Origin of the sequence: Nonomuraea sp. C10 (assembly GCF_008017515.1) — a bacterium.
In the GTDB taxonomy this organism is placed as follows: Bacteria; Actinomycetota; Actinomycetes; order Streptosporangiales; family Streptosporangiaceae; genus Nonomuraea; species Nonomuraea ferruginea.
Genome location: NZ_VPFF01000001.1, coordinates 206,148 through 225,854 on the forward strand (window position 1 = coordinate 206,148; position 19,707 = coordinate 225,854).

Consider the following 19,707-nt stretch of genomic DNA (forward strand, 5'->3'; position numbering starts at 1 on the left):
CTAACCCGAGCCGGGATGCCCGTCATGTCCGGTAGACCGTGACCCCGTCGAGGTCGTCCTTCGACAGCCGGCGCATCAGGTAGAGACCCTCCAGCGTGAACTCCAGGGCGGCGGCCGCGTGACCGGGCGACTCGTCGCCGGCGCCCATGCCCAGCCTGGACATGATCTTGGCCAGCCCCTGGACCGGGCCGATGCGGCGGAGCAGCTCTCCGGCCGGCACCAGCTCGCCCGACTCCACCTGGTTGCCCTCGGCGAACTTGTCGGTCAGCGGCGACAGGTCCATGCCCCCCAGCCGGCTCCTGAACGTCTCGGCGACGGCCCGGCGCAGCAGGTGGGCGAGGATCTCGGTCTCCCTGCCCTCCTCGCTGACCTCGAACTCCACCTTGCCGCGCAGGCTGTGGACGCCGGGCCCGAGGTCGCACACCCGCGCCACCGGCTGCTCCTCGCCGGCCAGCGCGGCCCGGCGCACGGCCGAGGCGGCGGCGGTCTCGGCGGCCGCGATCGAGAACCGGGCCGACACGCCCGACCGGGCGTCGACGGCGGTGGACTCGCGTACCAGGCGGGTGAAGCGGGCGATGGCCTCGACGAGGTGCTCGGGCACGTCCGCCCCGATGTCGGGCACGGACTCCTGGCGGATGAGCGTCAGCTCGTCCTCGACCGACGTCGGGTAGTGGGTGCGGATCTCGGCGCCGAAGCGGTCCTTCAGCGGGGTGATGATCCGGCCCCTGTTGGTGTAGTCCTCGGGGTTGGCGCTGGCGATGAGCAGGATGTCGAGCGGCAGCCGCAGGTTGTAGCCGCGGACCTGGATGTCGCGCTCCTCCAGCACGTTGAGCAGCGACACCTGGATGCGCTCGGCCAGGTCGGGCAGCTCGTTGACGGAGAACACGCCGCGGTTGGTGCGCGGCACCAGGCCGTAGTGGACGGTCTCCGGGTCGCCGAGCCGCCGGCCCTCCGCGATCTTGATGGGGTCGATGTCGCCGATCAGGTCGCCGACCGAGGTGTCGGGCGTGGCGAGCTTCTCGCCGTAGCGCTCGTCGCGGTGCTTCCACGCCACGGGCAGCTCGTCGCCCAGCTCGGCGGCCAGGGCCTGGCAGCGTCCGCAGACCGGCGCGTACGGATGGTCGTTGATCTCGCAGCCTTCGACGACGGGCGTCCACTCGTCGAGGAGGCCGGCGACGGTGCGGATGAGCCGGGTCTTGCCCTGGCCGCGCTCACCGAGCAGGACCAGATCGTGACCGGCGAGCAGCGCCCGTTCGAGATGAGGCAGGACAGTGTCGTCGAAGCCCACGATGCCGGGAAAGCGGGGCTCGCCCGCCCGGAGCTTGGCCAGCAGGTTTTCGCGGACCTCGGCTTTTACGGTGCGATGAACGTGGCCGCTCTCTCGCAACTCGCGCAGAATACGAGGCTGATGCACGGGATCGAGACTACGTCCCCCGGACGCGATGCGGCAGGGAGTTTCGCATCTGGTGGAGATATCAGGATCTCGGCTATTCCGTCACGGTTCGTATGCGTGCTCGGTCCGTTAGTGGGGAGAATCGGGCCTAGGGTACTTGGACCAGCAGAGGGAGGCGAGACGCGTGGCAGTGATGACAAGCCGCTTCGCCGACGGCCTCGCCGTGGACTCCGACCTGGTGGGAGCCGCGGAGAGGGCCGTGAACCAGGCCCTGTCGCGACTCAGCGGCCAGGCTGACCTGGTCTGCTTCTTCGTGTGCGGCGACGACCCCGACGACGTGGCCAGAGCGGGCGAGCGCGCGATGCGGATGGCGCCCGACGCGCACGTGATCGGCTGCAGCGCCACCGGTGTGATCGGCGGCGACACCGGGGTGGAGCTGACGCCCTCCGTGAGCGCCTGGGCGGCCACCCTGGAGGGGGCCGAGCTGACCACGTTCGCGCTGGAGACGCTCACGGCCGAGGACCGGTTCGTGGTGGTCGGGCTGCCCGAGCGCAGCCCCGACGACCATGTGGCGATCCTGCTGGCCGACCCGTACTCGTTCCCGGCCGACGCCTTCGTCGAGCGCTCCATGGACGTGCTCGGCGACCTGCCGCTGGTCGGCGGGCTGGCCAACGGGGTGCAGGGGCGCGGCTCCGTGCGGCTGTTCGCCGACGGCGAGATGTACACCGAGGGCGCCATCGGCGTCCTGATCAGCGGGTCTGTCAACGTGACCACCGTGGTCAGCCAGGGCTGCCGCCCGATCGGGCCCAACATGGTCGTCACCCGCGCCGAGGAGAACCTGCTGCTGGAGCTGGCCGGGCAGCCCGCGCTGTCCCGGCTGGAGGACATCGTCACCGACCTGGACGAGGACGACCGCGAGCTGGTCGCCGCCGGGCTGCAGATCGGGCTCGCCATGGACGAGTACGCCGAGCGCCACGAGCGCGGCGACTTCCTGATCCGCGGCGTGATCGGCATCGACCCGGAGCGCGAGGCGGTGGCCATCGGCGACATCGTGGAGATCGGCCGTACGGTGCGCTTCCAGGTGCGCGACGCGGCCACCGCCGACGAGGACCTGTACGACATGCTCGACGCGCACCGGCAGGAGCTGGGCAGGGTCGACGGGGCGCTGCTGTTCTCGTGCAACGGGCGCGGGTCGGCGATGTTCGGCACCGCCGACCACGACCCGCTGGCGCTGCGCGACACGCTGGGGCCGATCGGCGTGGCGGGCTTCTTCGCGGCCGGCGAGGTGGGGCCGGTGGGCGGGCACAACCACGTGCACGGGTTCACGGCGTCGGTCCTGGTGTTCTCCTCGGCGGGCGGAGAGTGATCCTGGCGGTCGACGTCGGCGGGACCAAGCTGGCGGCTGCCCGGGTGTCCCCCGAGGGTGCGATCGTGGAGACCAGGCGTGCGGCGACCCCGCAGGACGCGGACGCCGAGACACTCTGGCGGGCCCTGCGCGAGGTGATCGGCCCGCTCTCCGACGGGGTCGCGGGCGTGGGCGTCGGCTGCGGCGGGCCGATGGAGTGGCCGTCCGGCGTGGTCTCACCTCTCAACATCCCCGGCTGGCGGGGCTTCCCGCTGCGTGCCCGGCTCTCCGGGCTGTTCCCCGGGGTTCCGGTACGGGTCCACAACGACGCCATCTGCCTGGCGGTGGCCGAACACTGGCGCGGCGCCGGGCGGGGCGTGGCGGACATGCTGGGCATGGTGGTCTCGACCGGCGTCGGCGGCGGCCTCGTCCTGGGCGGGCGGCTGGTCGACGGCGGCACCGGCAACGCTGGGCACATCGGGCACGTGGTGGTGGAGCCGGACGGCGGGCCGCCGTGCGGCTGCGGCGGCCACGGCTGCCTGGAAGCGGTCGCGCGCGGCCCCGCCCTGACCGCCTGGGCGCTCGGCCGCGGCTGGACCCCGGGCGATCCCGCGGCTCAGGGGGACTACCGGGAGGAGCGGGCCGTCACCGCGCGGACGCTGGCGGCGGACGCGCGGGCGGGCGACGAGGTGGCCGTGGCCGCCATGCGCAGGGCGGGCCGGGCGCTCGGGATCGCCATCGCCTCCGCCACCCACCTGTGCGACCTGGACCTGGTCACCATCGGCGGCGGCCTGTCACAGGCCGGGGAGCCGCTGTTCGGCCCGCTGGAGGAGGCGCTGCGGGAGCACGCCCGGATGGAGTTCGCCCGCCGCCTGCGGGTGGTGCCCGCGTCGCTCGGCCAGGACGCGGGCCTCATCGGCGCCGCCGCCCTGATCCTCGCGAGCGACACGTACTGACGGTTCGCCGGTCACCGCTCGCGCTGCCGCCTTCAGTGACATGTACTGACGGTTTGCCCGGTCAGCGCTCGCGCTGCCACCCTGGTCGGATGCCCGCCGCTCTGCTGATCACCGGGACCGTGGGGGCCGGCAAGACGTCGGTCGCGGACGCGGCCGGTGATCTCCTCGCCGCCGCCGGGATCCCGCACGCGGTCATCGACCTCGACTGGCTCCGCCGGTCCTGGCCCGCCCCGGCGGACGACCAGTTCCACCTCGAACTCACCCTGCGCAACCTGCGCGACGTCGCGCGCAACCACCTGGAGGCCGGGGCGCGACGGCTCGTGCTGGCCGGCGTCGTCGAGTCGCGGGACGAGCGCCGGCGCCACCAGGAGGCCGTCGGCGTAAACCTCACGGTGTGCCGGTTGCGGGTCCCGATCCCCGTCGTCCACCAGCGCCTCGCGCGACGCCACGAGGGTGACGAGGCGGGGTTGCGCTGGCATCTCGACCGCTCCGGCGCGCTCGATGACATCCTCGTGGCGGCCCGGGTCGAGGACGTGGTGGTGGACGCGGGAGAGCGCTCGGTGACCAGCGCGGCCGCGGCCGTCATGAAGGCCGTCGGCTGGTGCTGAGCGCGGCGGCGGCGGCGGTCGCCGTGCCGACGCTGATCGGCACCGCGAGCGCGGCCTGCGCGGTGAGCGAGAACACCGCATAGGCCGGGCTACGCGGTGAGCGAGAACACCGCCGGCACCGATCCACGAGCTGCGGGACGCGGGCAAGCCCGGCGAGTGGTCAGGCCGCCGGGCGGCGGGGCTGGAAGAGCCAGGCGTCGAAAAGGGAGTCGAGCTGCTTGCCGGACAGCCGCTCGGCCAGCGCCGTGAACTCCTCCGTCGTCACGCTGCCGTGCTCGTGCTCCGCCGTCCAGGTCTTGAGCAGCCGGAAGAACGTGTCGTCGCCGATCTTCTCGCGCAGGGCGTGCAGCGTCATCGCGCCACGGAGGTAGACGGACTCGTTGAACAGGTCGTCGGGCCGGGCGTCGCCGGGCGGGTAGGACCAGATCGGGTCGCCCGCCGGCCGGTCGTGGCCGGCCCGGAAGCGCTCGTCGGCCGTGTCGCCGCCGGTGTGCTCGGTCCACAGCCACTCGGCGTAGGTGGCGAACCCCTCGTTGAGCCAGAGGTCCTCCCAGCGCTCGATGCTGAGGCTGTTGCCGAACCACTGGTGGGCCAGCTCGTGCGCGATGATCGACTGGTCGGGCCTGAAACCGCCGTACATGGGCTTGGTCTGGTTCTCCAGCGCGTAGCCCGCCGAGAAGTCGTCGACCACGCCGCCGGTGGACGAGAACGGGTAGGGGCCGAAGACCGTCACCCAGTGGTCGGTGATCTGGCCCGACCTCGTGTAGAGGTCGCCGAGCTCGCCGGCGAAGCGCGGGTCGACCGCCGCCAGGTTGCGGATGCCGCCCGGGGTTCTGCCCTCGCGGAGCTGGAACTCGCCCATGGTGGCCGTGGCCAGGTAGGTGACCATCGGGTGGGACTCGCGCCAGGTGAACGTGGTGCCGCCGCCGGCGGCCGGCTCGCGGCTCACCAGCTCGCCGTTGGCCAGCACGGTCACCCCGGCGGGCACCGTGATCTCGAAGTCGAAGGTGGCCTTGTCGGCCGGGTGGTCGTTGGCCGGGAACCAGGTCCTGGCGCCGTTGGGCTCGCACGCGACGAACGCGCCGTCCCCGGTCGGGATGAACCCGTAGGAGCCGAGATTGGACGAGCCGCGCACCGGCCGCGGCACCCCGGAGTAGGTCACCTTCACCGCGAAGGCGGCCCCGCGCGCCAGCGGCCGGGCGGGAGTGACGGACAGCTCGTCGCCCTCGCGGGAGAACGCGGCGGCGGCGCCGTCGACGGACACCCCGCTCACCTCGAACCCGCGCAGGTCGAGGTTGAAGCGCGACAGCGACTGGGTGGCCGTCGCCCGGATCGTCGCCTCGCCGTCGAGGTGCTTGCTCTCCGGCACGTAGCCGATCTTCAGCGCGTAGTGGGCGACGTCGTAGCCGCCGTTGCCGTCGAGCGGGAAGTCGGGGTCGCCGATGCCGGGCGCGCCCCGCGTCGCCCCGGCCGGCGCGGCGGTCCGGGGGGAGCCCGAGTCGGCACCGGTCGCCCCTTCGGACGGCCGGTCCGTCGCGCCGCACGCCAGCAGGCTCAGCGTGGCCAGCAGCGCGGCGGCCCGCTGTGTCATCGACCCCATGAGCGGGAGCGCCCCCTTCCGATCAGTGATCAGAAGAGTACGCTCGGTCAACCTCTGATCGCCACCCGCTCACGGGAACCCGGTTCAGAGGTTGCCCCTGCGCTCCTGCTCACGCTCGATCGCCTCGAACAGGGCCTTGAAGTTGCCCTTGCCGAAACCCAGCGAGCCGTGGCGCTCGATGAGCTCGAAGAACACCGTGGGCCGGTCCTGCACCGGCTTGGTGAAGATCTGCAGCAGATAGCCGTCCTCGTCCCGGTCGACCAGGATCTTGCGCTTCTTCAGCTCCTCGATGGGCGCGCGCACGGTGCCGATGCGGGCGCGCAGCTCGGGGTCGTCGTAGTACGAGTCAGGAGTGTCGAGGAACTCGACCCCGGCCGCCCGCATGTGGTCGACCGTGGTGAGGATGTCGTTGGTCGCCAGCGCGACGTGCTGGACGCCCGGCCCGCCGTAGAACTCCAGATACTCGTCGATCTGCGACTTCTTGCGGCTGACGGCCGGCTCGTTGAGCGGGAACTTGACCTTGCGCGAGCCGTCGGCCACGACCTTCGACATCAGCGCCGAGTACTCGGTGGCGATGTCGTCGCCGACGAACTCGGCCATGTTCGTGAAGCCCATCACCTCGCGGTAGAACGCCACCCACTCGTCCATCTTGCCGAGCTCCACGTTGCCGACGCAGTGGTCGACGGCCTGGAACAGCCGCCCCGACCTGGTGGCGGGCGGGGCCACGAGGGGTCGCGCGGGCGCGTAACCAGGCAGGTAGGGGCCGGTGTAGTTGGACCGGTCGACCAGCGTGTGGCGGGTCTGGCCGTACGTGGCGACGGCGGCGACCACCACCTTGCCGTGCTCGTCCTCCAGCACGTGCGGCTCGGCCAGCCCGTGGGCGCCGTGGGCGACGGCGTGCCGGTAGGCGGCCTCCACGTCGGGCACGTCGAGCGCGAGGTCGATCACCCCGTCGCCGTGCTCGGCCACGTGTCCGGCCAGGTCCGTACCCGGCCGGAGGGAGGCACGGAACTCGAAGGTGGCGCCGCCGGAGCTGAGCACGTAGGCGGCCTCGTCGCGGCTGCCGTTCTCCGGCCCGCGGTAGGCCACCAGCCTCATGCCGAACGCGGTCGAGTAGTAGTGGGCGGACTGCTTGGCGTTGCCGACAGCGAAGACCACGGCGTGCATACCGTTCACCGGAAAGACATCACTCATACCGACAACTTTCGATATACCTGGACGAGTTGCGCAAGAGTTGCTTGAATGAGTGGACAATCTGCTCAGTTGCTGGGCCCGTACCGCGGAGAATCTGTACATCATGACGATCGACGAACTGGACGCCCGGCTCATCGCGCTGCTGAGCGCGGAGCCGAGGCTCGGCGTCCTGGAGTGCTCGCGCCGGCTCGGCGTGGCCAGGGGGACCGTCCAGGCGCGGCTGGACCGGCTCATGTCCAGGGGCGTCATCACGGGCTTCGGGCCGGACGTCTCGGCCGTGGCGCTCGGCTACGACGTGACCGCGTTCGTGCTGCTGGAGATCCGGCAGGTGTCCGGCCACGACCCGGTGGCGCACCGGCTGGCGCACATCCCCGAGGTGCTGGAGGTCCACACGGTCACCGGCGGGAGCGACCTCATGTGCCGGGTGGTGGCGCGGACGAACGCCGATCTCCAGCGCGTCATCGACGAGATCGTCGAGGTCCGGGGCGTGCTCAGGACCTCCTCGATCGTCGCCCTGGACACTCCCGTTCCCTACCGGGTGCTGCCGTTGGTCGCCGATGTCCCACGCCGGGCGATGCGCGAGCCGTAGCATCACCCGAAGGGACGAGGCACCGTTATCGAGCGCTTACCCTTGACGTTCGCCCAGATGACGGGGGGTCGGGGAGGCGTGACCGGGTGGTGAAGACGGCGATGCGAAAACGGCGAGTGCTCCGTTGGCTGCTGATCGTGGTCGCGGCGGGGGTCCTGGTGCTGGCGGCGCTGTTCGGCGTCGCGTGGGCGCTGACGCCCATCCCCGACAGCACGCAGGAGGACGCGACGGCCCAGGGTTCGGTCATCTACTACCGCGACGGCAAGACCGTCATCGCCCGGCAGGGCATCGACCGCAGGAACGTCGAGCTGGCCAAGGTGCCCCGGCACGTGCGCGACGCCGTCATCGCCGCCGAGAACCGCTCCTTCTACGAAGACAGCGGCGTCTCGGTCAAGGGCACCGCGCGCGCCCTGTGGTCCACCGTCACCGGGCAGCAGCTCCAGGGCGGCTCCACCATCACCCAGCAGCTCGTGCGCAACTACTACAGCGGCCTGAGCCAGGAACGCTCGGTGGTCCGCAAGGCCAAAGAGATCATGATCTCGATCAAGGTCGACCAGTCCCAGTCCAAGGACTGGGTGCTGGAGCAGTACCTCAACACGATCTACTTCGGCCGGGGCGCCAACGGCGTGCAGGCAGCCGCCCAGGCCTACTTCGGCAAGGGCGTCGACGATCTCGACGTGGCCCAGGGCGCCTACCTGGCCTCGGTGATCCAGCAGCCGTCCCGGTTCGCCGACCCGGAGGGCGCCGACCTCGACGCGGCGAAGGCCCGCTGGCAGTCGGTGATCAGGGCCATGGCCGAGACGGGCGCGCTCGGCGCCGACGAGGCGGCCGCGCAGCGCTTCCCCGAGCTCAAGGAGCCGAAGAAGCCGTTCCAGCTCAAGGGCCAGGCTCAGTACATGCTCCAGCAGGTCACCGACGAGCTCAACCGGCGCGGCTACAGCGACGAGGACATCAACGGCGGCGGGCTGAAGATCGTCACCACGTTCGACAAGAAGCTCATGGAGGCGGCCGAGCGGGCCGTGAAGGGCACGCTGCCGCAGGCCACGCCGAAGAAGGTGCGCACCGGGCTGGCGGCCGTCGCCCCCGACACGGGCGAGGTGGTCGCCTTCTACGGCGGCAACCCCGACAAGTCCCAGTACGACAACGCGTTCTCGGCCAAGGTCATGGCCGGGTCCACCTTCAAGCCCTACACGCTGGCGGCGGCGCTGGACAACGGGCTGAGCCTGTCGACCAGGGTCGACGGCAACTCGCCGATGCGCGTGGCGGCCGACCCCGACCATCCCATCCCCAACGACGGCGGCCGCTCCTACGGCCAGATCGACCTGGTGAGCGCCATCCGCAACTCGGTCAACACCGCGTTCGTGGACCTGGCCCAGAAGGTCGGGCCGCGCAAGGTGGCCGCCACCGCCGAGGCCATGGGCATCCCGGCCGAGCAGCTCGAACAGCACGTGGACGCCGCCTCGTTCCCGCTCGGCGTGGCCTCGGTCAGCGCCGTGCAGAACGCCGCCGGCTTCGGCACCCTCGCCAACGCCGGCGTCCACATGGAGACCCACGTGATCAAGTCGGTCACCGACGCCGACGGGGTGAAGGACGTCGTCAAGCCCGCCGCCTCCCAGGCGATCGGCAAGGGGGCCGCCGCCGACGCCGTCTACGCCATGCGGCAGGTCGTCGAGTACGGCACCGGCACCGCCGCCCGCCTCTACGACCGTCCCGTGGCGGGCAAGACGGGCACCACCGACGACTCCAAGGCCGTGTGGTTCAACGGGTTCACGCCACAGCTCGCGACCGCCGTCAACATGTTCCGCGACGACAACGAGACCGTGAACATCCCCGGCTACGGGGTGCAGTTCGGCGGCCAGCTGCCCGCGCAGGTGTGGCGGGCGTTCATGGCCGAGGCCATGGACGGCGAGCCGGTCGAGCAGTTCCCCGAGCCGCAGGGCGTGGGCCACGCGCCCGGCTACGACCAGCCGCGCGACCAGGATCGCGGCTGGCGCGACGACACGCCGTCCCGCGAGCCGGAGCAGTGGGACGAGGGGCCCACGGCCGAGCCGACCCAGCCGCCGTTCACGGACGAGGAGCCGCCCGCCGACCTGGAACCTGAGGACGACGCCCGCCGGTCAGAAACGTTCGACCAGGACTTCGGGCCGCCTTCCGTCGAGGAGTCCGTCCCCGAGCCGACGGCCGCCACCGACGGCGACGGCGGCCCGCGTTTCGACTGAGTTCCGGCGCCCTCACCGGCTCAGCTGGGCGCGCAGCTCCTCCGCGGTCGTCACCGGCAGCTCGCAGGTGAACCCCCGGCACACGTACGCCGCCGGCGCCCCGCCGATGAGGTCGCGCCCCAGCAGCAGCGGCACGGCGTCGTCCGGGCCGGGCCCGGGAGCGACCACGAGGCCGGGGGAGCCGGACAGGTAGGCCTCCCGGTGCAGGGCACGGGTGCGCGGATCGCCGGGCGGGCCCACGACCGCCACCTCGACGGGCCCGTCGAGCGCCGCCCTGGCCACCGCCAGCCCCCACCCGGCGAACCTGGCGTGCTTCCCGGCCAGCACCGACACCGTGCCGAGCGCGGCGTGCGCCGCCTCCCGGTGGCGGGCGGACCCGGTCAGCGCCGCGTACGACAGCAGCGCCCCAGCGGCCGCGTACTGGCCGGAGGGCGTGGCGTTGTCCGTGGGGTCCTGCGGGCGCTGGAACAGCCGCTCGGCGTCGTCGGCGGTGTCGTAGAACCCGCCGGTGCCGTCGGCGAACCGGTCGAGCACGGTGTCGAGGAGCGTGCCCGCCAGCCGGAACCAGCGCGTCTCCCCGGTCACCCCGTAGAGCGCGATGAGCCCTTCGGCCAGGTTGGCGTAGTCCTCCAGCACGCCGGCGTTGCGCCCCGCCCGCCCGTCACGCGAGGTGCGCAGCAGCCTGCCGCCGTCGACGTGCACCTCGTCCAGCAGCACCGCCGCGGCCGTGGCCGCCTCCACCAGATCGGGCCGGTCGAACACCACGCCGGTCTCGGCCAGGGCCGCGATGGTCAGCCCGGTCCAGCTCGCCACCACTTTGTCGTCGCGTTCCGGACGTACCCGCAGCTCCCGCGCGGCGAGCAGCCGCTCGCGCACCCGCGCCAGCCGTTCGGGGTCGTCGGGCTCCTCCGGGAGCTGCAGCACCGACGTGCCGTGCTCGAACGTGCCGGTCACCTGGAAGACCCGCACCGCCCAGTCGCCGTCGTCGGGCCCCAGCACCTCGCGCAGCTGCTCGGGAGTCCAGACGTAGAACCTGCCCTCCTCGCCCTCGCTGTCGGCGTCCAGCGCGGAGGCGAAGCCGCCCTCGGGGGTGCGCAGCTCGCGCAGCAGCCAGCCGGCGGTCTCCAGCGCGACCCGGCGGGCCAGCGGCTCGCCCGTCGCGGTCCACCAGTGGGTGTAGACCCGCAGCAGCAGCGCGTTGTCGTAGAGCATCTTCTCGAAGTGCGGCACCACCCAGCCGGCGTCCACGCTGTAGCGGGCGAACCCGCCCGCGAGCTGGTCGTAGATGCCGCCGCGGGCCATCGCCTCCAGGGTCCTGCCGGACATCTCGCGCTCGCCCGAGCGCAGCAGGAACTCCAGCACCATCGACGGCGGGAACTTCGGCGCCCCGCCGAACCCGCCGCGCACCGGGTCGAACGACTCGCGCAGGTTGGCGAGGGCCTGCTCCAGCGTCTCGGCCGTGGGCAGCGGGCCGTTGGGCAGGGCGGTGCCGGAGTTGAGCACCTCCACCACCTTGGCGCCCTGCTTCAGCACGTTGTCGCGGTCGGTGGTCCAGGCGTTGTGCAGCCCCGTCAGCAGCCGCTGGAACTGCGGGCGGGGGAAGTAGGTGCCGCAGTAGAACGGGTGGCCTTCCGGGGTGGCGAACACCGTCATCGGCCAGCCGCCCTGCTGGGTCATCGCCTGGGTGGCGCTCATGTAGACGGCGTCGACGTCGGGCCGCTCCTCGCGGTCGACCTTGACGTTGACGAAGTGCTCGTTCATCAGCCGGGCGGTCGCGGGGTCCTCGAAGCTCTCGTGAGCCATGACGTGACACCAGTGGCAGGACGAGTAGCCAACGCTGACCAGCAGGGGCACGTCACGCCGCTTGGCCTCCCGCATCGCCTCCTCGCCCCAGGGCCACCAGTGGACCGGATTCCCCGCGTGCTGAAGGAGGTAGGGAGACGTCTCACTACCGAGCCTGTTCATGAGTTCAGGCTCTCACACGGTCCTCCGGGCGCGGGTCAGCGGACCTTCGCCGCGGCCTGCGGGCTGACGCGGACGACCCCGGCCAGGTTGCGGGTGCTGACCGGGACGATCTTCACCACGTCGCCGGTGCGCGGGGCGTGCAGCATCTTGCCGTCGCCCCAGTAGATCGCCACGTGGGAGATGTAGCCGGGATTGGTCGGGTCGTGCCGCCAGAACAGCAGGTCGCCCGGGTGCGCCTGCGAGAGCGGCACCTGTGGGCCGGTGACCCACTGCTGGTGCGTCACCCGCGGCATCCTGATGCCGGCCTGGGCGAAGGCCCACTGCACGAGCCCGGAGCAGTCGAAGCTGTCAGGCCCTTCGGCGCCCCACACGTACGGTCTGCCCAGCTTGGAGGCGGCGGCCCGCAGCGCCACGGTGAGCTGGTCTCCGGTCATGAACGCCCCGGTGGGCCAGTCGCGGGCCTTGACCTGCGGCTGCGGCCGCACGGGGTTGACCAGGGCCGCCTGGGTGCCCTTGGGCAGCAGCTTGAGCACCCGGTCGCGGAGCCTCGCCGAGTCGGCCTTGGGCGCGCTGATGATCAGCGCGTTGTCGCGGGGCAGCCCGAGCTCGCGGCCGGTGTCCTTGGACACGACCGCGTCCACCGCGCCGAAGCCGGTGGTGGCGTAGGCGCCGATGCGCAGCGGCCCGGACGGGCCGTTGATCTTGCGGTGCAGGCTGAGGCCGCCGTCGTTGCCGAGCACGAACGAGACCGCGACGTCACCCGCGGCCACGTTGTTCCACAACGGGTCGGAGGTGGCCGTCACCTTCGGCGTGTAGGCGCGGAAGGTGGACGGCTCGACGGCCAGCGTCTGCACCCGCTTCCCGTCGAGCATGACGCTGGCCGCGTCGGCCAGCTCCATCGCGCGGATCCCGGACAGGCGGGCGATCTTCTGTAACTGCTTCTGGCTGAACGGCTTGCGCGTGACCACGAACACGTGCGGCTTGTGGAGCTTGCCGACCGGCGCCACCGGCCGCACGGTGTGGGCGTCGGCCATCAGGCTCTGCTGGGGCGTCTGGCGGGCACGTACGGGCTCGGCGGCGGCCGGTTCGTCGGCGGCCTCACGGTTCTCCGTGAGCAGCAGCACGTCGGCCGTGAGCACCGCGACCAGCGTCACCACGATGAACGGGATCAGACGGCGGTGGTCACGGCGTCCGCGGGACCTCAGCAGGAAGCCGAGGTCCTGACGGATGCCGGAGCCACCGCGCGTGAGATCCGCCGGGCCTGGGTGGGCCCGGCGGTGCCGTTCGGGGTGCATCAGTTGCCGATGTAGGGCACGGCCTCGAGGATCTCGACGGTGTTCTGGCGGCCGTTGGGCAGGCTGTAGGTCGCCTTGTCACCGATCCTCTTGCCGTTGATCGCGGCGCCGAGCGGTGACTTGGGGGAGTAGACGTCGATCGGCGCGCCGCTCTCCTCACGCGAGGCGAGCAGGAAGGTGACCTCGTCGTCGTCGCCGACGAACCGGATGGTCACGGTCATGCCCGGCTCGACTATGCCGTCGGCCGCGGGCGGCTTGCCGGCGCGCGCGTTGTCGAGGATCTGGCGCAGATGGAAGATCCGCGCCTCCATCTTGCCCTGCTCGTCCTTGGCGGCGTGGTAGCCGCCGTTCTCGCGCAGGTCGCCCTCTTCCCGGGCGGCCTCGATCTTCTTGGCGATATCGACGCGCCCGGGCCCCGAGAGATATTCGTACTCGGCCTTCAGGCGGTCGTACGCCTCCTGCGTCAGCCATGTGACGTTCTCATCGCGAGAGTCGGCCACGGGTTCTCCTTGCTTGCCTAGGGGGCCCTGAGATCACTGAAGGTTACGTACGGTTGAATTGCGAAAGGCTAACAAGTCAGTCGCACGAACGCTTCCCCAAATGTCTCACTATACGAGATTGCAGTACTGGATGTGGACGGAAGTCGCCTCGGCGCTGGTGCCCAGGCGTTCCTTGACCTGCTTCGTACCCTCACCAGGCCGGATTCTTACTTCTTTGCTGCCCACTTCCACGTGGTGGACGTCCATCGCACGGATGCGGCACACCGCCTCGCGGTCGTCGGGCTTGCTCACCGTGAACGCGATCTCGGCCTCTGACGGCCCCCGCACGTGGAATGAGACTACCTGGGCGATCGCCCCGTTGGCGCTGCCGTTCATCGACCACATGACGTAGCCCCAGCCTCCGGCGATGATGGCCACGAGCACGCCGATGACGACGTGCACGACGATCCGGCCGCCTCGCTCGGGACGGTCCGGGAAGTCGTCGGGTGTGCCGAGAACTGGGCCGTTCCCGGCATCTCTGGTGGCCATGGTGGAATCTCCCTGCACTCCCTCGGCGTTATCCGAGACAATTGTCGCCCGCGGGGGTCATGCCCTCGCGACCGCCCAGCAGAAACTAGCCTCTGTGGGCGACTGATCGGTCCATGTGTCTGAGGAGACGTCGAGCCCGTGAGTGCACCGCTGAGGTTGATGGCCGTCCATGCCCACCCCGACGACGAGTCGAGCAAGGGCGCCGCGACGATGGCGCGCTATGTCCGCGAAGGCGTTGACGTCTTGGTTTGCACCCTCACGGGTGGTGAACGCGGCTCCGTGCTCAACCCCAAGATGGACCGGCCCGAGATCGTGGCCGACATCGCCCGGGTGCGCAAGGCCGAGATGGACCGGGCGCGCGAGATCCTCGGCGTGCGGCAGCGGTTCATGGGCTTCGTGGACTCGGGGCTGCCGGAGAGCGAGGAGGAGGAGCTGCCCGAGGGCTGCTTCGGGCTGCAGAAGCTCGAAGTCGCGGCGGCCCCGCTGGTGGCGGCCGTGCGGGAGTTCAGGCCGCACGTGATCCTCACCTACGACGACGACGGCGGCTACCCGCACCCCGACCACATCATGACCAACAGGGTGTCGGTGGAGGCGTTCGAGGCGGCCGGCGACCCCGACCGCTACCCCGGCACCGGCGACCCGTGGCAGCCGCTCAAGCTCTACTACCACATGGGCTTCCACCGGGCCCGGTTCGAGGCGCTGCACGAGGCCATGCAGGAGCGCGACATGGGCTCCCCGTACGGCGACTGGATCGCCCGCTGGGAGGACCGCCCCGCCAAGTGGGAGGTCACGACCCGGGTGCCCTGCGGCGACTACTTCCAGATCCGCGACGAGGCGCTCATGGCGCACGCCACCCAGGTCGACCCCGACGGCTGGTGGTTCGTCTGCCCGCGCGAGCTGCAGCAGGAGATCTGGCCGACGGAGGACTACCACCTGGCCCGCTCGCTCGTCGACACCGGTCTGCCCGAGGACGACCTGTTCTCCGGCATCCACGCCGAGGAGACCTCTCCGGCCTGCCACTGATCCGGAGGTCCGGGCACGACCCCCGGGTGGCAGACTGGAAGGGTGATGGTTCTAGCAGCAGGTGAAGTCAGCCCGGGCCTGCTCGGCTTCGTCGTGGTGGCCCTTCTCGGGTTCGCTCTCTACTTCCTGGTCAAGTCCATGAACAAGCAGATGGGCAAGATCGAGGTGCCCCACGAGCGCGACCTCGAGGACGAGGAGCGCGAGCTCGAGAAGAAGGCCGAGTAGATGTCTGAAGAGGTCGTCGACAACCCGGGGAAGAGCCGCTTCGAGATCCGCGTGGACGGGAAGGTCGCCGGGTTCGCCGACTACCTGCTGCTGCCCACCAAGGTCGTCTTCACCCACACCGAGGTGCTGCCCGAGTACGGCGGGCAGGGGCTCGCGGGCCGGCTGGTCGCGCACGCGCTCGACCTCACCCGCGACACCGGCCTGAAGGTCGTGCCCCGGTGCGAGTACGTCGCCGGCTACATCGAGCGCAACCCCGCCTACAAGGACCTGCTCGATCCCTCAGTCACCGGCTGACCAGGCGCGCTCCAGCGCCTTGGGCAGGCCCCACCAGCCGAGCGGCGTGAGCACGTCGTCCTCGTCGACGATGCCCAGCTGGGCCCAGAGCGCGACCACCGGCCTGAAGAGGCTCTCGGTCGAGGCCAGGTCGTCGGAGTCCTGCTCGTCGGCGTCGATGTCCTCCGACTCGGCGATCAGGCGGGCGATGCGTTCCGGCGAGGCGAGCGCGCCGGGCCCCATCCGGGCCAGCGCCGTCACGGCGGCGAGCCAGTCGGCGTGCTGGATGGCGCAGATGTGGGCCATCATCTCGTCCTCCAGGCTGACCTCGCCGTTCAGGTCGGCGAACTCCTCCAGCAGGTCGCCCTCCTCCGGCAGGTCCGAGACCGGCCCGGCGACGCCGGCGGCCACGGTCAGCCACAGCTCCACGTCGTCGTCAGGCATCGGCTCGCCCTCGAAGCCCGCGCAGGCCCGCAGCACGTTGCCCGGATAGCCCGCGACCGCGAGCAGCTCGCGCAGGCGGGTGACGGCGCGGTCGAGCTCGGCGATCGGCAGCTCGGGCTGCTTGACCAGCTCGCCCAGGATGCGCCGCAGCTCCGACAGCGCGAACTCCTCCTCCTCGTCCCAGGCCGCGAACAGCTCCTCGTCCTGCTCGTCGCTCACGGAGAACCCCGGCACCCGCCCGTCGGGCAGCGGCGTGGCCAGCCAGCTCTCCTGCAGCTCCTCGTACGCCCTGCGGGCTTGAAGATCGCCGGACGCGAGCGCGTCCGGGTCGATCTCGCCCGCGCGCACCCGCTCCTCCAGGTGGGCCACGAGCCGGTCGTGCATCTCGTGGGCCACCGGCCCGCGTTCGTTCTCCTCCGGCCAGACGAAGTAGCTCGGCGTCATCAGGATGGGTTCGGTGCCCGTCGACTCGACCCAGCGCTGCACGTCACCCACCGTGGCCGCGCCGGACTCGATGGCGGCGAGCGTGGTCCTGGCCGACTCCCAGAACGGGCGGGACAGCGGGTTGCCCGCGGCCATCATGGCCCTGCGCAGGTCGGGCAGCGCCACCAGCGCCACGCCCGAGGGCACGGCCAGCAGCGCCCTGGCCAGATCTCTGCGGGTCAGCGCGGCGGCCGGGCGGCCCGCGTGGCGGCTGACGAATTCCAGGTCCACGCTCCGTAAACTACGCCCCCACCCCCGGCCCCCGCACCTGCCAGGACCGCGCGGGGAGGGGGTGCTTTTTCCTCGCAACTGTGTAATGGTGATTACATGGCAAGCGACGATGGCACCGCGCAGGTGCGCGGATGGTTCGCCGGGCGGCTCCCCGAGGGCTGGTTCACCGGCGCGCCCGAGATCATCAGGGACCGCGAGGAGATCGCGGTTCTCGGCACGCTGCCCGACCCGCCCGGCGAGATGGACGAGGGCGAGCGGGCCGCGCTCATCGACGGCCTGATCGGGCGCTTCCGCGAGGAGACCAGGGAGCGGCGCGTCGAGATCGCCAAGGAGGCCGAGCGGAGGTTCCGCCAGAAGGTCTCCTGGGGCGTCACCTGCGGCGGCCAGGCTGTGATGTTCACCACACTGTCCGTGCCCGTCATGACCAGGCTGCGGCAGCCGGAGCGTCAGGTTCTCGACACGCTGGTGGCCGCCGGCGTGGCGCGCAGCCGCAGCGACGCCCTCGCCTGGTGCGTCCGGCTCGTCGGCCAGAACGCCGACACCTGGCTGGCCGAACTGCGCGACGCGCTGCAACATGTCGACCGGGTGCGGTCCGAAGGGCCCGACGTGAATTCCCGGAGAATGGACTAAACCATTTGCGGAATTGGTTTAGACCAGCCGCATTGGTATATACCAGTGGGCTGGTGAGTTCTTTTTAAACCCTGTCGCGATGGGTAGGGTCCCCCAGTCGTCAAGGCCGCTGCCTGCGGCGACGCCCGAGGCCAAGAGGTCTACGCCAATTGGCTTCCGGGTGTCCTCGTCGTTAATGATGAGCGAGCCCTGAGAGAGTGGAGGAGCCGCTGTCGTGTCTGTAACCGTGGAAGTTCCCGCCCCGACCAGCAACGTCGAATTGGTCACCTGGGTCAATCAGATAGCCGCGCTTACCCAACCGGACCGGATCGAATGGTGTGACGGTTCGGAGGAGGAGTGGACGCGCCTGACCAACCTCCTCGTCGACCAGGGCACGTTCACGCGTCTCGCGAAGCGGCCCAACAGCTTCTACGCCGCCTCCGACCCGAGCGACGTCGCCCGGGTGGAGGACCGTACCTTCATCTGCTCGGAGCGCGAGCAGGACGCCGGCCCGACGAACAACTGGATCGCGCCCGCCGAGATGCGCGAGACCTTCGGAGAGCTCTTCAAGGGCTGCATGCGCGGCCGCACCATGTACGTGGTGCCGTTCTGCATGGGGCCGCTCGGCGGAGAGATCTCCCAGGTCGGCGTCGAGATCACCGACTCGCCGTACGTCGCGGTGTCCATGCGGATCATGACCCGCATGGGCGACAGGGCGCTGCGGCTCATCGAGGAGCGCGGAGCGGCGCGAAAGGCCGGAGAGAGCGAGGAACGAGCCAACGGAGGCCGCAGCAAGCGCGACCATGAGCACAGCAGCTTCGTCAAGGCCGTGCACAGCGTCGGCGCGCCGCTGGAGCCGGGCCAGGAGGACGTGCCCTGGCCGTGCAGCACGACCAAGTACATCAGCCACTTCCCGGAGACCCGCGAGATCTGGTCGTACGGGTCCGGCTACGGCGGCAACGCGCTGCTCGGCAAGAAGTGCTACGCGCTGCGGATCGCCAGCGTCATGGCCCGTGACCAGGGCTGGCTGGCCGAGCACATGCTCATTCTCAAGCTGACCCCGCCGTCGGGCGAGGTCCGCTACATCGCCGCCGCCTTCCCGAGCGCCTGCGGCAAGACCAACCTGGCCATGCTGCAGCCCACCATTCCCGGCTGGAAGGTGGAGACCATCGGCGACGACATCGCCTGGATGCGCTTCGGCGACGACGGGCGGCTGTACGCCATCAACCCGGAGGCCGGGTTCTTCGGCGTCGCGCCCGGCACCGGCGAGGTCACCAACGCCAACGCGATCAGGACGCTCTGGGGCAACAGCATCTTCACCAACGTCGCGCTGACCGACGACGGCGACGTGTGGTGGGAAGGGCTGACCGAGGAGCCGCCCGCTCACCTGACCGACTGGAAGGGCCGGTCCTGGACGCCGGACAGCGGCGAGCCCGCGGCCCATCCGAACGCCCGCTTCACCACCCCGGCCTCCCAGTGCCCGACCATCGCACCGGAATGGCAGGACCCCAAGGGCGTGCCGATCTCGGCGATCCTGTTCGGCGGGCGCCGCGCCACCGCGGTGCCGCTGGTCACCGAATCGCTGAGCTGGCAGCACGGCGTCTTCCTCGGAGCCAACGTCGCCTCCGAGAAGACCGCCGCCGCCGAAGGCAAGGTCGGCGAGCTGCGCCACGACCCGTTCGCCATGCTGCCGTTCTGCGGCTACAACATGGGCGACTACTTCGGCCACTGGCTGAAGCTGGGCCGGCGCGAGGACGTCGTGCTGCCGCGCATCTACTACGTCAACTGGTTCCGCAAGGACGCCGACGGCAGGTTCATCTGGCCCGGCTTCGGCGAGAACAGCCGCGTGCTCAAGTGGATCGTCGACCGGCTCAACGGCGAGGCGAAGGCCGTCCCGACGCCGATCGGGCTGGTGCCCGAGACGCTCGACACCGACGGGCTCGACCTGTCCGAGGAGGACCTGCGCACGCTGCTCGGCGTCGACCGCGAGGTCTGGCGCGAGGAGGCCGCGCTGATCCCGGCCCACTTCGAGAAGTTCGGCGCCCAGCTGCCCAAGGAGCTGTGGGAGGAGCACCAGGCGCTGCTCGACCGCCTCGGCTGATCGATCATCGCGGCGCCGGTCGTCCCCGTGACGGCCGGCGCCATCGCGTTTCCGCTTCGGCGGGAACCCTCTCCACACGGGAGGAGTTCTTTGTGACTCCTCCGCTCCCTCAGGGAGCGGCTTCTC

At 70.9% G+C, this 19,707-nt stretch carries 18 protein-coding genes; 10 read left to right on the forward strand and 8 right to left on the reverse strand.

Features of this window, described 5'->3' with window-relative positions; all coding sequences use genetic code 11:
* Nucleotides 1-22: 22 nt before the first annotated feature.
* Nucleotides 23-1,414: a sigma 54-interacting transcriptional regulator gene (locus FR742_RS00995; protein ID WP_219544060.1), complete on the reverse strand. Its 1,392-nt coding sequence runs from the start codon at nucleotides 1,412-1,414 to the stop codon at nucleotides 23-25.
* Nucleotides 1,415-1,586: 172 nt separating this feature from the next.
* On the opposite strand from FR742_RS00995, the gene FR742_RS01000 reads away from it, so the two are divergent.
* From FR742_RS01000 to FR742_RS01010, 3 genes are all read left to right on the forward strand, one after another.
* Entirely contained in the window at nucleotides 1,587-2,759 is a 1,173-nt protein-coding gene (locus FR742_RS01000; RefSeq protein WP_148034262.1) for an FIST N-terminal domain-containing protein, read from the forward strand.
* Nucleotides 2,756-3,694, forward strand: coding sequence for an ROK family protein (locus FR742_RS01005; protein ID WP_148029154.1), 939 nt, complete (start codon nucleotides 2,756-2,758; stop codon nucleotides 3,692-3,694). Before FR742_RS01000 ends, FR742_RS01005 begins: the two co-directional genes overlap by 4 nt.
* An 89-nt stretch (nucleotides 3,695-3,783) precedes the next feature.
* Nucleotides 3,784-4,302, forward strand: a complete 519-nt coding sequence (locus FR742_RS01010; RefSeq protein ID WP_187280934.1) for an adenylyl-sulfate kinase — start codon at nucleotides 3,784-3,786, stop codon at nucleotides 4,300-4,302.
* A 160-nt stretch (nucleotides 4,303-4,462) separates the two neighbouring features.
* Here FR742_RS01010 and FR742_RS01015 read toward each other — a convergent pair whose 3' ends face one another.
* Nucleotides 4,463-5,893 carry a M1 family metallopeptidase gene (locus FR742_RS01015; RefSeq protein WP_261808296.1) on the reverse strand — a complete coding sequence of 477 codons (1,431 nt, stop codon included), beginning with the start codon at nucleotides 5,891-5,893 and terminating at the stop codon, nucleotides 4,463-4,465.
* 93 nt (nucleotides 5,894-5,986) lie between these two features.
* Nucleotides 5,987-7,096: a 4-hydroxyphenylpyruvate dioxygenase gene (hppD, locus tag FR742_RS01020; protein WP_148029156.1), complete on the reverse strand. Its 1,110-nt coding sequence runs from the start codon at nucleotides 7,094-7,096 to the stop codon at nucleotides 5,987-5,989.
* 103 nt (nucleotides 7,097-7,199) lie between these two features.
* Here hppD and FR742_RS01025 point away from each other — a divergent pair, with 103 nt between their 5' ends.
* Together FR742_RS01025 and FR742_RS01030 are read left to right on the forward strand one after the other, a co-directional pair.
* A complete protein-coding gene (locus tag FR742_RS01025) occupies nucleotides 7,200-7,685 on the forward strand; it encodes an Lrp/AsnC family transcriptional regulator (protein ID WP_148029157.1) in 486 nt (161 codons plus the stop codon).
* 101 nt (nucleotides 7,686-7,786) lie between these two features.
* On the forward strand, nucleotides 7,787-9,904 hold the full coding sequence (locus FR742_RS01030; RefSeq protein ID WP_148029158.1) for a transglycosylase domain-containing protein: 2,118 nt from the start codon (nucleotides 7,787-7,789) through the stop codon (nucleotides 9,902-9,904).
* Between the two features lie 12 nt (nucleotides 9,905-9,916).
* On the opposite strand, the gene FR742_RS01035 is transcribed toward FR742_RS01030, so the two are convergent.
* The 4 genes from FR742_RS01035 to FR742_RS01050 all read right to left on the reverse strand — a co-directional run bounded on the left by FR742_RS01035 (nucleotide 9,917) and on the right by FR742_RS01050 (nucleotide 14,192).
* On the reverse strand, nucleotides 9,917-11,869 hold the full coding sequence (locus FR742_RS01035; protein ID WP_148029159.1) for a thioredoxin domain-containing protein: 1,953 nt from the start codon (nucleotides 11,867-11,869) through the stop codon (nucleotides 9,917-9,919).
* A 35-nt stretch (nucleotides 11,870-11,904) separates the two neighbouring features.
* Nucleotides 11,905-13,164, reverse strand: coding sequence for a C40 family peptidase (locus FR742_RS01040; protein ID WP_148029160.1), 1,260 nt, complete (start codon nucleotides 13,162-13,164; stop codon nucleotides 11,905-11,907).
* Nucleotides 13,164-13,664, reverse strand: coding sequence for a transcription elongation factor GreA (greA, locus tag FR742_RS01045; protein ID WP_148029161.1), 501 nt, complete (start codon nucleotides 13,662-13,664; stop codon nucleotides 13,164-13,166). The genes FR742_RS01040 and greA overlap by 1 nt, the downstream gene beginning before the upstream one ends.
* A 108-nt stretch (nucleotides 13,665-13,772) precedes the next feature.
* Nucleotides 13,773-14,192 carry a DUF4307 domain-containing protein gene (locus FR742_RS01050; RefSeq protein ID WP_148029162.1) on the reverse strand — a complete coding sequence of 140 codons (420 nt, stop codon included), beginning with the start codon at nucleotides 14,190-14,192 and terminating at the stop codon, nucleotides 13,773-13,775.
* Nucleotides 14,193-14,330: 138 nt separating this feature from the next.
* Between FR742_RS01050 and mca the strand changes: the two genes are divergently transcribed.
* The 3 genes from mca to FR742_RS01065 are packed head-to-tail and all read left to right on the forward strand — an operon-like array spanning nucleotide 14,331 to nucleotide 15,734.
* Complete coding sequence (gene mca / locus FR742_RS01055; protein WP_148029163.1) at nucleotides 14,331-15,215, forward strand: mycothiol conjugate amidase Mca; 885 nt, start codon at nucleotides 14,331-14,333, stop codon at nucleotides 15,213-15,215.
* A gap of 42 nt (nucleotides 15,216-15,257) precedes the next feature.
* Complete coding sequence (locus tag FR742_RS01060) at nucleotides 15,258-15,440, forward strand: hypothetical protein (RefSeq protein ID WP_261808297.1); 183 nt, start codon at nucleotides 15,258-15,260, stop codon at nucleotides 15,438-15,440.
* Nucleotides 15,441-15,734, forward strand: coding sequence for a GNAT family N-acetyltransferase (locus FR742_RS01065; protein WP_148029164.1), 294 nt, complete (start codon nucleotides 15,441-15,443; stop codon nucleotides 15,732-15,734). It abuts the gene before it with no gap.
* Here FR742_RS01065 and FR742_RS01070 read toward each other — a convergent pair.
* Complete coding sequence (locus FR742_RS01070; protein ID WP_187280935.1) at nucleotides 15,720-16,871, reverse strand: hypothetical protein; 1,152 nt, start codon at nucleotides 16,869-16,871, stop codon at nucleotides 15,720-15,722. The two genes, FR742_RS01065 and FR742_RS01070, sit on opposite strands and share 15 nt — an antisense overlap.
* A 96-nt stretch (nucleotides 16,872-16,967) precedes the next feature.
* Here FR742_RS01070 and FR742_RS01075 point away from each other — a divergent pair, with 96 nt between their 5' ends.
* Both FR742_RS01075 and FR742_RS01080 read left to right on the forward strand, forming a co-directional pair.
* Nucleotides 16,968-17,501: a hypothetical protein gene (locus FR742_RS01075; protein WP_148029165.1), complete on the forward strand. Its 534-nt coding sequence runs from the start codon at nucleotides 16,968-16,970 to the stop codon at nucleotides 17,499-17,501.
* Nucleotides 17,502-17,715: 214 nt separating this feature from the next.
* Nucleotides 17,716-19,581 carry a phosphoenolpyruvate carboxykinase (GTP) gene (locus tag FR742_RS01080; RefSeq protein ID WP_148029166.1) on the forward strand — a complete coding sequence of 622 codons (1,866 nt, stop codon included), beginning with the start codon at nucleotides 17,716-17,718 and terminating at the stop codon, nucleotides 19,579-19,581.
* The last annotated feature ends 126 nt before the right edge of the window (nucleotides 19,582-19,707 follow it).